The sequence below is a fragment of the Clostridiaceae bacterium HFYG-1003 genome, assembly GCA_024579835.1.
Taxonomy (GTDB): domain Bacteria; phylum Bacillota; class Clostridia; order Clostridiales; family Clostridiaceae; genus JG1575.
Window position 1 is genome coordinate 1,256,151 of sequence record CP102060.1, and the last position, 15,777, is coordinate 1,271,927.

The 15,777-nt window shown below is 55.2% G+C and carries 14 protein-coding genes; all 14 read right to left on the reverse strand.

Annotation, left to right across the window (positions count from 1 at the left end; translation table 11 throughout):
- Window positions 1-692 precede the first annotated feature (692 nt).
- The 14 genes from NQU17_05765 to NQU17_05830 all read right to left on the reverse strand — a co-directional run bounded on the left by NQU17_05765 (window position 693) and on the right by NQU17_05830 (window position 15,656).
- The gene (locus NQU17_05765) at window positions 693-1,199 is read right to left on the reverse strand and encodes a ferritin family protein (protein UUM13068.1); all 507 of its coding nucleotides are present in this window, start codon (window positions 1,197-1,199) and stop codon (window positions 693-695) included.
- Complete coding sequence (fdhF, locus tag NQU17_05770) at window positions 1,199-3,868, reverse strand: formate dehydrogenase subunit alpha (GenBank protein ID UUM13069.1); 2,670 nt, start codon at window positions 3,866-3,868, stop codon at window positions 1,199-1,201. The genes NQU17_05765 and fdhF overlap by 1 nt, the downstream gene beginning before the upstream one ends.
- Before the next feature lie 3 nt (window positions 3,869-3,871).
- The gene (locus NQU17_05775) at window positions 3,872-4,828 is read right to left on the reverse strand and encodes a 2Fe-2S iron-sulfur cluster-binding protein (GenBank protein ID UUM13070.1); all 957 of its coding nucleotides are present in this window, start codon (window positions 4,826-4,828) and stop codon (window positions 3,872-3,874) included.
- A gap of 10 nt (window positions 4,829-4,838) precedes the next feature.
- Window positions 4,839-6,704 (reverse strand): NADH-quinone oxidoreductase subunit NuoF, encoded by a 1,866-nt coding sequence (locus NQU17_05780; GenBank protein ID UUM13466.1) that lies wholly within the window; start codon window positions 6,702-6,704, stop codon window positions 4,839-4,841.
- Between the two features lie 5 nt (window positions 6,705-6,709).
- The gene (locus NQU17_05785; protein UUM13071.1) at window positions 6,710-7,249 is read right to left on the reverse strand and encodes an NAD(P)H-dependent oxidoreductase subunit E; all 540 of its coding nucleotides are present in this window, start codon (window positions 7,247-7,249) and stop codon (window positions 6,710-6,712) included.
- 158 nt (window positions 7,250-7,407) lie between these two features.
- Window positions 7,408-7,809 carry a hypothetical protein gene (locus tag NQU17_05790; GenBank protein ID UUM13072.1) on the reverse strand — a complete coding sequence of 134 codons (402 nt, stop codon included), beginning with the start codon at window positions 7,807-7,809 and terminating at the stop codon, window positions 7,408-7,410.
- Complete coding sequence (locus NQU17_05795; GenBank protein UUM13073.1) at window positions 7,796-8,341, reverse strand: MOSC domain-containing protein; 546 nt, start codon at window positions 8,339-8,341, stop codon at window positions 7,796-7,798. Before NQU17_05795 ends, NQU17_05790 begins: the two co-directional genes overlap by 14 nt.
- Before the next feature lie 317 nt (window positions 8,342-8,658).
- Window positions 8,659-9,165, reverse strand: a complete 507-nt coding sequence (gene moaC, locus NQU17_05800) for a cyclic pyranopterin monophosphate synthase MoaC (GenBank protein UUM13467.1) — start codon at window positions 9,163-9,165, stop codon at window positions 8,659-8,661.
- Entirely contained in the window at window positions 9,162-10,112 is a 951-nt protein-coding gene (gene moaA / locus NQU17_05805) for a GTP 3',8-cyclase MoaA (GenBank protein ID UUM13074.1), read from the reverse strand. The genes moaC and moaA overlap by 4 nt, the downstream gene beginning before the upstream one ends.
- Entirely contained in the window at window positions 10,093-11,991 is a 1,899-nt protein-coding gene (locus NQU17_05810) for a molybdopterin biosynthesis protein (protein ID UUM13075.1), read from the reverse strand. Before NQU17_05810 ends, moaA begins: the two co-directional genes overlap by 20 nt.
- Window positions 11,991-13,208 carry a molybdopterin molybdotransferase MoeA gene (locus NQU17_05815; protein ID UUM13076.1) on the reverse strand — a complete coding sequence of 406 codons (1,218 nt, stop codon included), beginning with the start codon at window positions 13,206-13,208 and terminating at the stop codon, window positions 11,991-11,993. Before NQU17_05815 ends, NQU17_05810 begins: the two co-directional genes overlap by 1 nt.
- Window positions 13,205-13,837 (reverse strand): ATP-binding cassette domain-containing protein, encoded by a 633-nt coding sequence (locus NQU17_05820; protein UUM13077.1) that lies wholly within the window; start codon window positions 13,835-13,837, stop codon window positions 13,205-13,207. Before NQU17_05820 ends, NQU17_05815 begins: the two co-directional genes overlap by 4 nt.
- Entirely contained in the window at window positions 13,828-14,526 is a 699-nt protein-coding gene (locus tag NQU17_05825; GenBank protein UUM13078.1) for an ABC transporter permease, read from the reverse strand. The genes NQU17_05820 and NQU17_05825 overlap by 10 nt, the downstream gene beginning before the upstream one ends.
- Before the next feature lie 251 nt (window positions 14,527-14,777).
- Window positions 14,778-15,656, reverse strand: a complete 879-nt coding sequence (locus NQU17_05830) for an extracellular solute-binding protein (protein UUM13079.1) — start codon at window positions 15,654-15,656, stop codon at window positions 14,778-14,780.
- Window positions 15,657-15,777: the final 121 nt, after the last annotated feature.

A 15,777-nucleotide genomic window follows, 5' to 3' on the forward strand; every position in this document is an offset into this window, starting at 1 on the left:
TTCATCTTAAAACAATACATTCACATCTTCAGTAATCGTGATCGGGGTAGACTCAATACGATCAATTAAATGTGAGTATAGTCCATGCCTGAAAAACAACTCTTAAATTGATCAAACTATAGCACTATCAAATAATTTTGTGAATAGTTTTTCATAAGATACACGCAGTAGTTGTCAAACACGCAAATTGTTTCTTTGTTATTTCAAAGGGGATTCTTAATATTAATAATTAGTTAAGATTCTAACGCTCATTTTTCATATTTGATTTCGCAATGCACTTCAGCCTTTTCTTAATCAGCTAACTTGTATTTCGATCCAATTTTGATCCACTCTCTTCGTTAAGGTCCAGGGGCGAATGACCTCCAACCACCAAATACGGATTCGTTGAAAAACTTAACTTCGTATATCGATCAATTTGGTCAAGATTTCTATTATAGGAATTGTACTTCACGTCTATTGACTCAATTCAAGAGAAAGAACCATGAGGCAAGCGAAGGCATACATTTGTGCAAGAAAAGAAAAAGTGCACAGAAAATAATACTGAGAAGCTGCTGCCTGGTTGTACAACCAGGCAGCAGCTTCTCAGTATGGGGTTTTACCACTTAACGTTCGATCTTGCCATAGACCTTGCTACAGCTTCAGTTGCCCGTAAGGACCTCGCATTCTTCTGGCCTTGGGAACAGGCTGACTGCCTATCCACCCCAGGGAAGATTGAGGTATTCTTTCTTGAGCCGGTCGTATTCGCGCCGGAACAGCGTCTCATGCCCCTGCTCCCAGTCGGCCAGGCGCTTCAGCAGAGTCTTGACATTCTCGTCTTCAACCATGTCCTGGGCTTCCCCATAGAACTCCTTGAAATCCCGCTCGATGAGATAGGCCATGCGCAGAATCGTCAGATCCGGTACATCCGATTCCACCAGCGTGGTGTCCAGGGCTTCTGATCCCTGACGCTGCTGGAAAATCGTGGACTCATCCCGTTTCAGGACCTCTTCGTTGACCTGGAAGCCTTCGGGGTTGGCGGTATACTGGTCCAGTTCTTTTTTAATCAGGTTATAGTGTTCCTGCTCCACTTCAGCCAGGTTCAGAAATATGGCCTGGGTGGTGGGATTGGTGAACTGACTGGCCTTTTCCTTGAAAAAGTTATGGCCGGCCAGTTCCATGTCCAATGCATACTTCAGAATATTGATGACTTTGTGATCCATCAGTTCTTCTCCTTTTCCAGGCGCACCGCGCACACTTTCAGTTCCGGAATCTTGGCAATGGGATCCAGCGCGGTGTTGGTCAGTACATTAGCTCCCTCGGCAAAATGGAATGGCATGAAGATGACTTCATCCTCGATGATGTCCGTAACCCGAACGGTGGTGGAAATCTCTCCCCGACGGGAGTAGAGCTTAATCCGGTCGCCGGTTGCCAGGCCATGGCGCGAAGCCGTTTCCGGGGCAATCTCGACATAGGAGGATCCCGTCAGTTCATTGAGCCCCTCGGTTTTGCCCGTCATGCTCATGGTGTGGTACTGGTAGAGAATCCGACCTGTGGTCAGGATATAGGGATATTCGACATCCACCGGCTCCATGGGTTCCTTGTAGTCCACCGGGACAAACAGTCCCCGGCCGCGGGCGATTTTGCCCTGATGCAGGAATTTGGTTCCAGGATGCTCCGCACTGGGACAGGGCCATTGCAGCCCGACCTGGTCAATGCGGGAATAGTCTATGCCGCGGTAGGACGGTGTCACCTGGGCGATCTCCTCAAAGATCCGGGACTCGTCCACATAAGTCTTGTCATAACCCAGGCGGTTCATGACTTCCATGAAGATCCACCAGTCGGGCCGGGACTGACCACGCGGTGAAACGGCCTGACGGACGCGCTGGACCCGCCGTTCAGTATTGGTAAAGGTTCCGTTCTTTTCCGCAAAGGATGCCGCAGGCAGTACCACATCGGCATACTCCGCGGTTTCTGTCAGGAACAGATCGTTGACGATCAGGAAATCCACATGTTCCATAGCATGGCGCACATGGTTCGTATCAGGGTCTGAGACCACCGGGTTCTCACCAAATACCCAAAGCAGTCGGACTTCATCCTTGAGCACGGAGGAAATGACTTCAGGGAGTGTCAAACCGACTTTTCCGGACAGCGGTCGTCCCCAGTAGGCTTCAAACGCGGACTGAACTTCCGGCTTGAACACTTTCTGATATCCGGGCAGATCAGCCGGCAGACAGCCCATGTCACAGGCTCCCTGCACGTTGTTCTGACCGCGAAGCGGATTGATTCCGCCGTTTGGCTTGCCCAGGTTGCCCGTCAGCATGGCCAGGTTCGACAGCGCCATGACGCCGTTGGTACCCGTGGCATGCTGGGTGATGCCCATGGCATAGTAGATCCCGGCGGATTCAGCCTCCCCGTAGATGTGGGCTGCCCGGACAATGTCCGCAGCCGGAACGCCGGTGATCCCAGATACCCATTCGGGCGTATAACTCTGAAGGAATTCCTTGAGTTCTTCAAAATCTTCTGTCTGCGTCTGAATGAACTCCTCATCGAGCAGACCGTCCCGGATGATGACATGAGCCATTCCGTTGATCAGCGCGATGTTGGTGCCCGGCTTGAGCTGGAGGAACACATCCGCCCAGTCAGCCATTTCAATGCGGCGGGGATCCGCTACGACAATTTTTGCACCCTTGTTCTTCGCCCGCTTCATCAGCGTCGCAATGACCGGATGATTTTCCGAAGTATTGGTTCCAATGAGGAACAGCGCATCGTTGTCCATGGTCTCCGCGATGGAGTTGGTCATGGCGCCTGAGCCTAATGTTGTTGCAAGACCTGCAACGGTAGAGGCATGTCAGAGACGGGCACAGTGATCGACATTGTTCGTCCCGATCACGGCGCGAAGGAGTTTCTGGAACAGGTAGTTGTCCTCATTGGTCGCCCGGGCCGATGAAAAGCCGGCGATGGCATCCGGACCGGATACGGTCCGAACCTGTCGGATCTTCTGAGCAATCAGATTCAGCGCTTCATCCCAGGAGGCCGGTTCCAGTTTTCCCTCGCGCCGGACCAGCGGCGTGGTCAGACGGTCGCGATGGTTGATGAAATGGTAAGCAAACCGTCCCTTGACGCACAGGAGTCCGTCATTGGGCACCGTATCGAAGGCCGGTTCCACGCCGACCACCTGGTCGCCTTTGGTTAACAGGTCGATCTGGCAGCCCACGCCGCAGAAGCTGCAGGTGGTTCGAGTTCGTTTCAGATCCCAGCGCCGGTAGCCTCCGGATTTCTCCATCAGGGCTCCGGTGGGACAGACCGCGACGCAATTGCCGCAGGAGACGCAGGGTGAGTCTGCCAGAAGCCCGCCGCCGGCAGCAGCCACCTTCGTGACAAATCCGCGGTCCTTCAGGCCGATGGCGTTGGTGCACTGCAGTTCCTGGCAAACCCGGACGCATTTGCCGCACAGAATACATTTGTCCGCGTCATAGTCATAGAATTTATTGGAGGTGTCCATTTCAAAGTGTTTTTGCGCCCCGCTGCGGTAACTCCCTTCCTTCACGTCATACTCATAGCAGTAATCCTGAAGGTCGCAACTGCCGGATTTCTTGCAGGTCAGGCAGTCATTGGGATGATTTGAAAACAGCAGGTCCAGCACCTGACGGCGGCCTTTGACGACGTGCTCGTTCCGAGTGCTGACTTCCATTCCGTCGCGTACCTGCACGGTACAGGACGTATCCAGCTTGCCCTTGATCTCCACCAGACAAAGGCGGCAGGACCCCGTGGGGTTGAGCCGTTTGTCATGGCAGAGCGTAGGAATATGGATGCCATTGCGCTGACACACCTGGAGAACCGTTTCTCCGCGCTGTGCCTCGTAATGGACTCCATCAATGATGATCTGCATGTTCTATTCCCCCTGTTCGGGTTCGGTGCAAAAACGCTCCAGCAGTCCGTCCAGCTCCAGGGCCTGCGGCCAGGAAACTTCCTGGAAGCGTCGTCCGTCCGGGGTCTCCACCTTACGGTAGGCTTTGGGCAGCTCCGTATTATGTCTGGCTTCAGTAAACAGGCGTCCCCTCAGGCAGAGCGGCCGGCCGTTGGTCGGCTTGCGCGGGCGAATGACCTTTTTCCCGTTCTTATCCAGTAAGTCAAAGTTGCAGCCGTAATCACAGGATTTGCACTTGATAATCGAATGCTGCCCCTCCCAGCTGCGGATGCGGGCCTCGTAACTGCGCCGGTCGATCAGCGCGCCCACCGGACAGATGACGACGCAGCGATTGCACGATACACAGGTTGATTCCTCCAGGGACTGATTGGCATCGGCGGAGATTTTCGTATGAAAGCCCCGTCCGGCATAGCCCAGGACATTGCGGTCGGGAATGGCGGCGCAGGTGCGCACGCATTTTCCGCAGAGAATGCACTTGGATTCATCCCGCAAAATATACGGGCTGCTGGTATCCGTCCAGCCGGCCAGACCGGTGCCCCGGCGGTCGCCTTCATGCTCCCGGAATCTGACGTCATAACGGTAGGCGTACTCCTGGAGCAGGCAGTCCCCGGCTTTCTCACAGGTGAGGCAGTCATTGGGATGATTGTCCAGATACAGGCGCAGGATACTCCGGCGCGTTTTTACCACGCGCTCGGATTCAGTGTGAACCACCATGCCGCTGCGCACCACGGTGGAACAGCTGGTTTCCAGACCGTGGCGGCCTTCAATTTCAACCAGGCACATCCGGCAGGAACCGTCGATGGCCAGATTTTTGTCATAGCATAACGCGGGAATCTCGATGCCGTTGTCGCGGCAGACTTCTATGAGGAGGGTGCCCTCCTTGGCTTCCACAGCCCGGCCGTTGATTGTTAATTGAACCATTATACCCTCCTTACCTGCGAATGACTGCGCCGACCGGGCAGACTTCCGCACAGGTGCCGCACTTGATGCAGGCCTCCTGATCGATGACATGGAGCTGCTTGACGGTGCCGGAAATGCACGACACCGGACAGTTTCTGGCGCATTTGGTGCAGCCGATGCACTGATCGGTGATGAAATACGTTGTCAGTTCGGTACAGACGCCGGCCGGACATTTCTTATCAACGACGTGCGCGTGATATTCGTCGGCAAAGTTGGCCATGGTCGAGAAGACCGGGTTCGGGGCAGATTCGCCCAGACCGCACAGGGAAGCATGAGCTACCGTTTCGGCCAGTTCGTGCAGGGTTGTGAGATCTTCCTCCACTGCCTTGCCTTCTGTGATCTTCTCCAGAATTTCCAGCATGCGCTTGGTGCCTTCCCGGCAGGGGGTGCACTTGCCGCAGGATTCTTCCACGATGAAGTCCATGTAGAAGCGCGAAACGTCCACCATGCAGGTGTGGTCATCCATAACGATCATGCCGCCGGATCCCATCATGGAACCGATGGAGGTCAGGTTGTCAAAGTCAATGGGCGTATCCAGGTGGGCCGCGGTGATGCAGCCGCCGGACGGTCCGCCGGTCTGAACTGCCTTGAACTGACGGCCATTGGGAATGCCGCCGCCGATTTCATAGATAATCTGACGCAGCGTCGTACCCATAGGCACTTCCACCAGTCCGACGTTGTTGATGTTGCCGCCCAGGGCGAAGACTTTCGTGCCGGGGCTCTTTTCGGTGCCGATGGTTCGGAACCAGTCCGCTCCCTTCAGGATAATCGGCGCAATATTGGCATAAGTTTCGACATTGTTCAGTACCGTGGGCTTCAGCCACAGTCCGGCCTGAGCCATCCGGGGCGGCTTGACCCGGGGCATGCCGCGGTGTCCCTCAATGGACTGAACCAGAGCAGTGCCTTCGCCGCAGACAAAAGCGCCGGCGCCCAGACGCAGTTCCAGTTCAAAATTAAATCCGGTCCCGAAAATGTTCTGCCCCAGAAGACCGTAGGCTTTGGCATTGGCAATGGCTTCATTGAGCCGGTGCACCGCGCCCGGATATTCAGCCCGGACATAGATGTATCCCTGATCCGCGCCAACGGCATAGCCGTTGATGATCATGGCCTCAATGACGGAATGAGGATCCCCTTCCAGCACGGACCGGTCCATGAATGCGCCTGGGTCTCCCTCATCCGCGTTGCAGACGACGTATTTCTGATCCCCGACCGCTTCCCGGGTGTACTGCCATTTGAGTCCCGTGGGGAAACCGGCTCCGCCGCGTCCCCGCAGCCCGGACTTCTTGACTTCTTCAATAACTTCCTCGGGCGTCATGGCTGTCAGCACTTTGTGCAGCGCCTGATAGCCGTCCATGGCGATGTATTCGTCCAATGACTCCGGATTGATGAGTCCGGTATTGCGCAGGACGATCTTTTTCTGATACTTGTAAAACGGTGCTTCGTGCAGCGGCAGGAACTTGTCTTCCAGGATATTGGCCGGGTAGATCAGGTCCTTCACCGGTGCGTCGCCGATCAGGTGTTCCTCAAAAATCCGCTGAGCGTCCTCCGGCTTGATTCGGGAATAGAATGTCCCTTCCGGATAAACCACCAGAATAGGTCCGGCAGCACAGAATCCGAAGCAGCCGGTCCGTTTGATGCTGATCTCGTGTTCGAGTCCGCGCTCTCTGACCAGATCCTGGAGCCGCTCCATGACCTTGTCTCCTTTGTTGGAAGAGCAGCCGGTGTCACGGCAGACCATAACTTCATACTTATAGCCGCCGGGAGTCCGCTTGCCCAGGCGGGCAGACATCGCTTCCAGCGTTCTGGCCTGAATCTGATTCAACTGTTCAATTGTCATCATGGCTATTTCCCCTCCCCGGCCAGAAACGCTTCCGCTTCCAGTTTGGCTTGCTCATCGTATTTCAGATGCTTGAGCAGTTCAATCACATCTTTGGGCAGCAGACGGCCGTGCACTTCATGTCCCACCGTCATCACCGGGGCCATGCTGCAGGCACCCAGACAGCGTGTTGTGAATACTGACACCCGTCCGTCCTCGCTGGTATGCCCGGCCTTGACACCAGTCACCATCTGAATTTCTTCCAGCACTTTTACTGCGCCTTTGACATAGCAGGCAGTTCCCATGCAGACCGAGATCTGGGTCTTGCCTTTCGGGATTTCGGTAAAGCGGGAATAGAACGTAATAACCCCGTAAACTTCAGCCATCGGGATCTTCAGTTCCGTGGAAATCAGCTCCTGGATTTCCGGCGGAATAAATCCATACGTATCCTGGGCATGATGCAGAGCCTGCATCAGCTGACCGGCCTTCCCCTTGAGCGGTGCCAGAAAGTCTTTAAAGTCACGGAGCTCCTGAGCCCGTTCCTGCGGATCAAAGTATTTTGACATCTTGTTCCCCCTTGCAATGTCTTAATGAATTTTCCTTGTTTGTTAAGAAATTAATAAATAATTGGAGTTAACCCCATACAATCTATTATACCCTTGAAAAACTGATTGCACAAAACCAATTAATTGGTAATTTGGTAACAATTAATTGGCCGGATGTGTCATTTCAGCACCTGAACCATCAAAACGATTTCATCTCCAATATGGATCAGGCCTTCCTTAAGCACTTTTAAATAAAGCACCCGGCCATTCAGCCGGCACTTCGCCGGATGCAACGAGCAGCCAGGATAACAGTGCTTTCTTCTGGCCTCCACCCGAAACTGAACTTCGCCGCAGGCAGCCAGGCTTTCAGATGGCAGCAGGACCAGCTCATCTACAATCAGATCTGCCCGGAATTTGCTCGTGCACAATCCGGGCGGATCAGTCGATTTACAGAATCGAACGACGGCCTCATCCGTCAGACTCACCTGACCGTCCCGCAGTCCATCCGCCGACAGGAATAATTCCTTAAGTTCCGATTCATCCGATGCGGCAAATCCTGAAGCAATTCTAGTTATCTTCATCAGATGCCAGACGAATCGAATCTCCCGGGCAGATCGTGCCGCCCCGGATCAGCCGGGTGAATATGCCTTCCCGCGGCATGACGCAGTCCCCCACCAGCTGACGGATGGCACAGCCAGTGTGGCATTCCTTGCCGATCTGGGTTACTTCCTGAATCGTTTCACCGATGGCCAACCGCGTGCCCACCGGCAGCTCATGCAGAATGATGCCCTGAGTCGTCAGGTTTTCCGCAAAAGACCCGATGGCCAGTTCGCCGGCCCCCTTCCGGCTCATTGCTCCATAAGACTCGATGGCCAGCAGCGAGACCATCCGGTGCCAGGCTCCCGCATGGGCATCACCCTTGAGCCCAAGATCCACCACGAACTCACCCTGCTCTACCGGGATTTTGACAACTCCCTTGGTTTCGCTGATATTGACACTGATTACTTTTGCGTCCGGAGCAATCAGTTCCGAAACATCACGCTTCTTGCCCAGCGCAATGAAGCGGTCTGGTTCCTGTCCCTCAGTCAAAGAATTCTTTTCATGCTTATCCATTCTATTTTCTCCCATTGTTTCTCATTTCCTTTGATAATTCTCAAGCGTCCCGTCGGTTGAAGCTGCTATTCTGCTGAGTTATCGTTCAGAAGCTGCTGCTTAGTTATCATGTTTTTTCAGCTTCTTCTTGGAGGAATTTTACATTATCACGCGATTCAGAATCGCATGCAGCATTCAAACTATTAAAATCGGATGTTATGGTTTCAAATTCTCTTTGGTGTCACGATGTATTGATCTGCAGCTCAGAACCGTTTGTCTGGGCTTATTTCTCCTCGTTCCGGGAGTTCAGCAACCCGTCGATTCCGTGCCCTCGATCATTATGTTTCGGTGTCGGCACGGTCGGGTGTTTTCCCGCCCCGCTCAAAGGTGCCGGATTTGCCTCCGGTTTTGCGCAGCAGGCAGATGTCCTGGATTTCCATGGTCTTGTCGATGGCCTTGCACATGTCATAGATCGTGAGCAGTGCCGCGGATACGGCGGTCAGAGCTTCCATTTCCGCTCCGGTGGGGCCCTGGGTATGGATAGTGGCCTGGACGGCAACGCCGGTTGAGGTGATGTCAAAGGACAGATCCACGCCGCGCAGGAGAATGTTGTGGCACAGGGGAATCAGATCGGGTGTCTTCTTGGCTGCCATAATTCCGGCGATCTGGGCGATGCCCAGGACATCGCCTTTGGCCAGGGAACCTTCGCGGATCCGGGCAATGGTTTCAGGCTGGAGAGTGATGCGGCCGCTGGCGATCGCTTCCCGGTGCGTATCGGCCTTGTCCGCCAGATTCACCATTCGGCCGCGGCCGTCTTCGTTCAGATGAGTGAATTCCATGATTATCCTCCGATTTCGTTCATGTTGGTTCCGGCATCGCTTTTTAGATCAAGGTGATGGGACTGGGGCTTTTGATCAACCAGACGCAGGATTTCCTGTTTCAGCTGGTCGGGGTCATGCAGGAAGCTCTTCAGATTGCCTACTTCCCCGGCATGCAGACACAGTCTGAGCCGGCCGGAAGCCGATACCCGGATCCGGTTGCAGTCCGAGCAGAAATTGCAGCTGACCGGATTGATGAAGCCGACTATGCCGGGGTAGCCCGGCTTTTGGAAGCGGCGGGCCACCGAGTGGTCATAGGACTGCAATTCGATGAAATCCGGATAGCGCTCGATGATTTCACTCACGGGCATGAACTGGGCCTGTTTGCCCTCGGCCTGGCCGATGGGCATCAGTTCGATGAACCGCACATGGATGGCGGGATTTCGGGTGAGCTCAATGAAATCATCCGCTTCTACATCGTTGAAGCCCCGCATCAGGACCACATTCAGCTTCACCGGGGTGAGCCCCTCTGCCAGAGCCGCTTCGATGCCGGCCAGGGCATCGCTGAGTTCTCCGCCCCGGGTGATTTCCCGATACTTGGCCGCGTCCAGCGTGTCCAGGCTGATGTTGACCCGGTCAAGCCCTGCTTCTTTGTATTCTTTCGCTTTGTCCCGGAGCAGAATGCCGTTGGTAGTCAGCACCACCTGCTCGGCACCCATGACCTTCAGTTCCCGGATTATTTCCGAAAGGTCTCCCCGCAGCGTCGGTTCCCCGCCGGTGAGTCGGACCTTGGTCACGCCCAGCTCAAGAAAGGCCCGGGCCAGTGTCAGAATCTCCTGCTTCGTCATGATCTCATCCGGCCGGATCATGGGAATGCCCTTTTCCGGCATGCAGTAGGTGCAGCGGAGATTGCACCGGTCCGTGACGGACAGGCGAAGGTAGTTCAGTTTTCGGTCATATCGATCTTTCAACATCGTCTGCCTCCAAAATCATGCCCAGATCATCCGTCAGGTAACCACCCCGCTCCTCCAGTTCCTGCCGGAAGCTGACAGAGCGCAGATAGCCCAGGAAGGCTTGAATCCGTTCATCCTCAAGATTGTCCCGGGCAACCAGGAAATCATAATGTTCCTGCCCCAGCGGAATGAAGTCCAGGTTCAGCGCCAGCGCTGCCGAAAGAACCCCGGCACCGGCTGTGGCATTGCCCTGGGCAACGGCGGCCGCAACCGTGGTATGCGTCGTCGCCTCCCGCTCGTACCCCTGGATCTGCTCCGGATTGATTGCCTCCTGCCGCAGCAGGTGATCCACGAAAATCCGGGTTCCCGAACCGCGCTGGCGGTTCATGAAGAGAACGTCGGGACGCGTCAGGTCATGGATCGAATGAATGCCGTCCGGATTGCCTTTTTTCACCATAAGACCCTGAATTCGGCCGGGACCGCGCAGCAGGACATGGGTATTACCCGGGAAGTATTTTTTGAGTAAATGCAGATTGTAGGAACCATCTGTCTCATCCAGTACATGAACCGGAGCCAGCAGAGCTTCCTGATTGCGCATGGCCAGGACGCCGCCCATGGATCCCACATGCGTGGAGTTAATGGGCATGCGGTCCCCCAGCAGGTCAATGCAGATATCATGGGAACCGGTGATGGTCAGCCGCTCATGTACCTCGTCCAACGTCCGCAGGAGCCGGACCCGGATGGTTTCGCCGCGGGACAGACCTTCGTCCTGCTGTTCGATGATGCCGATGCCGTCGCTGCGCACCAGGCTCATGGAGACACCTGCGCCACTTCGCGAGGGTGTGGCCCGGTAAATGCCGTCTTCGTAGTGGAGACTGACCCGTATATATTCCTTGTTTTTCAGGGACGAATGCACATCCGCTGTCAGAATGGCTTCGACGAAGGTATCTTTCACCGGCCGGGCCGTCAGACGGGCCAGTACCGGGGCAGCGAATTCCTGGAAGCTGATGTAGCTTGATACCGGATACCCCGGAATTCCGATGACCGGCGTTGTTCCAACCTTTCCTAGAATCGACGGTTTACCCGGTTTTATAGCAATGCCATGGACGATGACTTCTCCCAGTTCCGCCACCGCCCGGGCTGTAAAGTCCTTTGTTCCGGCGGATGAGCCGGCTCCGACCAGAACCAGGTCCGACCCGACAGCCGCCTGGGCAATGGCTGATTTAATCCGGTCATATTCATCCGGGATCGGATCCCAGCGCCGGACCACACCGCCGGCTTCTTCCACCAGCCCTTTCAGCATCCAGGAATTGGAATCGGGGATATGTCCTTTGGTGACTTCTTCCGGAGTTTCCACCAGCTCCGTACCGGTGGGCAGGATAGAAACCACGGGACGCCGGATGACCTCCAGCTCGGAAATGCCCCCCGCAATAAGGGATCCCAGATCAAAGGGCCGGATGACATGCGCCCGGGGCAGGATCATTTCCGTCGCGACAATGTCCTCGCCGATGGGCCGGACGTGCTGCCAGGTAATGGCCGGCTGATAAATCAGAAGATCCTGACCGTCCTGGATCAGATCTTCCTTCATGATCACGGCATCAAAGGGTTCTTCCACCGGATTGCCGGTATTGACGAACACAAAGTTGTCCCCTTCCACCAACCGCACCGGTGCCTGCGGGCGGGCGCTGCGGGTCACTTTGGAGACCACCGCGGCCCCGTCCATGGCGGCACAGTTAAAGGCCGGCGAGGACAGAACGGCCTGCACCGCTTTGGCTGTCACTCGGCCCAGACTCTCGGTAACCGGCACCTGTTCCGTCGCCGGCTGCAGCTCCAGAGCACCCAGATAAGCCGATCTGGCCTCTTCCTCCCGGGTATTTCCGATATATCGCTTTTCATTCATCATAATAAAATCACATCCACTACAGTGCCCGCGTCCAGGCCTTCCGCTTCCTCTGGGATCAGGGTGAACCCCTGAGCCTGAGTCAGCTGGCTGACCAGTGCGGAATTGGAATAATACGGCTGACAGAATAATTCCCCATCCTGTTCGGATAAGGTCAGGAACTGACAAGTGAGGCGTCCCGGCTGTGAGGGAAAATTCACCCGGGTCCGGGCTTTCACCATGACTCGGGGAACCTGGCTGCGGGTCTGTTCCCTGAAAAAGTCGGTTACCAGGGTTTTAAACAGCATCATGGCAGAAACCGGATGCCCCGGCAGTCCGATGACTGCTTTGCCCTGGATCGAAGCGCCGATGGTGGGCTTGCCCGGCTTGATCCGGATGCCGTGGAACAGGATGTCTCCCCCCAGATCGAGGATGGCCTGTTTGGTGTAGTCGCGTTCTCCGGCGGAGCTGCCGCCGGACAGAAGCACCAGATCTGCCTGATCCAGGCCCTGGCGAATAGCGCTGCGGATTTCTTCCAGATCATCCCGCACCAGGGTTGTTCCCACGGGATTCAGTCCGGTTTCCCGGCACAGGGCCGCCAGACTGTGGGAGTTAATATCCCGGATCTTGCCATCGGTCAGTTCCTCCTGGGGGGAGGCAAACTCATCACCGGTGGAAATAATGAACACATTCGGCCGCTTCAGGACTGGCACCTGCAGCTGGTTCAAACTGGCCAGGGCCGCGATGTCCTGGCTCTTGAGGCAATGGCCCTTTGGCAGAACCAGCTGACCCTGGGCCACATCTTCTCCTTGGAGAACCAGATTGCTGCCAGGCGGAACACTTTTCTGAATCAGAACCAGGTCATCCAGCACCCTGGTATCCTCGATCATGACCATGGCGTCGGCCCCCTGGGGGACCATGCCGCCAGTGGGCACATACAGAGTTGCCTCCGGGGTGACCTGGGTCGTGGTCATTGTGCCGATGGGGATGCTGCCCAGTGATTTCAGCACCACCGGAATGGACTCCGAAGCGCCCTGGGTGGTCAGCGAGACGACGGCATAGCCATCCACCGTTGACCGGTTATAGTACGGGATATCCTCTGAAGCCAGCAAATCGGCAAACAGGCACCGCCCCAGGGAATCTTCCAGTTTGACCATTTCGTTCTCGCGGGGGAGCGTGCAGTGCTGATTCAGGAGATTCACTGCCTGATCCAGACTGACGGTTTTTAAGAATTTCATGTTCGCAGCTTGCCTCCTTCCAGGTAGTGCAGTTTCATCATCGGATGCTCCAGTTCACGGTGCGAAATCATCAGAATCGTTGTGCCGTATTGTTTCTGATGTTCCAGAATAAGGGCCAGGGATCGCTCGCGCGAGGCGGCATCCATGGCTGAGAACGGTTCGTCCAGCAGGAGAACCGGTGTTTTCATGGCCAGACCCCGGATCAGGGATATTTTCTGTGCTTCGCCCAGACTGCAGTTGGTAGCTTTTTGCTGGAGCAGAGGATCCAGGGGCAGGTAATCCAGATAAAATGCCAGGTCCTGCCGGATGGCTGCTTCAGTCGTCCCCTTCAGGCGCAGCGGATAGGCCAGATTGTCCCAGACTGAGCGATGCAGCATGACGGGCTGCTGAAAGACGCATGTCACCGTGCGGCCATCGGCCGGGATGGCGCGAAGATCGGTGCGGCCCACTGTGACCCGGCCGGAGTACTCCTCATCCAGGAGACAGAGAATCTCAAACAGCGTGCTCTTTCCGGCGCCGTTGGCGCCGCAGATCTGATGAATCGCTCCTCCTTCAAAAACATGATGCGGAACGTCCAGAATCCGGCGCTGGCCGTAGCTTTTTTGCAGATCATCGATCGTTATTTCCATTGGCTTTCTCCCTGAATCAGCAGAACCACCAGATTGATGGCCAGCGTCATGACGAACAGAATGATGCCCAGCGCGATGGACAGGCTCTGATGGCCCATGGACGTATACATGGAAATGGCAGTGGTCATCACCCGGGTACTGTGCCGGATGTTGCCTCCGACGATCATGACGGTTCCCACTTCGGCAATGGCCCGGGAAAAAGCGGTCATGACCGTAGCGGTCATTTCCGGGGTCAGTTCCCGGATCAGCAGACGGATGATCTGCCCATTGTTCGCTCCGCTGGTTTTCGCCAGCCGCAGGATCGAGCGTCCCTCCCGCCGGATAATGGTCATGGTCAGTGCGCAGACCACCGGCAGAATCAGAAAGAACTGGGCAATCACCATGGCCTGGGGCGTATACATCAGCCCCAGAGCTCCCAGCGGTCCGTTGCCGGATATGACCAGCACCACCAGCAGTCCGACAATGACCGAGGGCACTCCCATCAGGATATAGGACAGGCGGGTGGTCCATTCCCGCAGCCACCCGCCCCGTAAATAAATTAACAATGTAAGGGGGATCATCAAAGCGGCAGCCAGAAGGGTCGCCGCTCCGGAAACCGCCAAAGAGAGACCGGCAATGCCGGCTATTTCAGGATTCCAGTGGAGAATCAGTTCAAATGCCTCTTGAATTCCGTCCCAGATTGATGTCATTGTTTTCCTACTCTCCTTGCGGTGTTCCTGGGTTTCTCTTCCCTTGGCCCTCTTCGAAGAGCTGCCATGAATGATCCTGTCCCGGATGATATTGAGATCCACTCACTGAGTGACTCAGGGAGCATGCGGTCGTTTGCTTCGTGTATTGGCTGCTGCTCAGCATTTTCTTCTGTCAGCGGTTCCGGGTTGATGTTGCGGCTGAGTATCTCTTTCGCCCGTTCCAGAGAGGATTGCCATGCAAGGTGAAAATCTTATTTGAAGGTTCCCGGGAAGAATAACTGCTGTCCATACTGGGTCTTGCCGTATTCCTTGATCAGCGCCGTGGCCTCGTCCGACAGGATCCACTCGATGAAGACTTTGGCGCCTTCCGGATTTTTCACGGTGACTTTGTCCTTATTAAGCTCAATGATGCCGTACTGATTAACCAGCTCCTTGGATGGCTCAGAAACCTCCTCCAGCTTGGTGGTGTCCTTGGTCGCCAGGAAGGTGGAGCGGTCGGTAATGGTCAGCCCCTTCTTTTCGGCTGCCATGTTCAAAGTTTCAGCCATGCCCTGGCCAATCGAGAAGTACCAGTCGGAGCTTCCTTCCGGCAGAGTCACACCGGCGGCCTTCCAGGTTTTCTTTTCAAAGCTGTGAGTGCCGGATTCATCGCCGCGGGAGATAAACGGAAGTTTTTTCTCAGAAATGACTTTCAGCAGATTGACGATATTCTTTTCCGTTCCAACGGACGCCTTGACCTCAGCCGCTCCTACCAGTAGGAAGTCATTGTACATCAGATCGTAGCGCTTAATGCCGTAGCCGTCTTTGACAAACTGTTCTTCCTTGGTTTTATCATGAACCATCAGGACATCGGCATTGCCTGCCTTGGCAGCATCAATGGCCGCTCCGGTACCCAGAGCCACGACTTTGACTTCGATGCCCTTGGCCTTTTTGAATTCGGGCAGCAAATAATCCAGAAGACCGGAATCGCGGGTGGAAGTCGTTGTTGCCAGAATGATTTCCCCTTCCGCTTTGGCTGGTGTTGTGGTTCCGGCAGCGGATGAGCCAGCGGTAGTCGACGGGGCAGTAGCCTGGCAGGAAACCAGAAGCATTCCGGTGAGCAGCAGAGCCGTGATCTTGATGTGTTTCATAATATCCTCCGATGGGTTAATAATGGCTGAGTGGGCGGCAGAGCGCCCAACCAATTGCATTAATTATACCTCATTCTGCATAATCTTGACAGGTTAATAAAATAACAAGGGATATCAGATG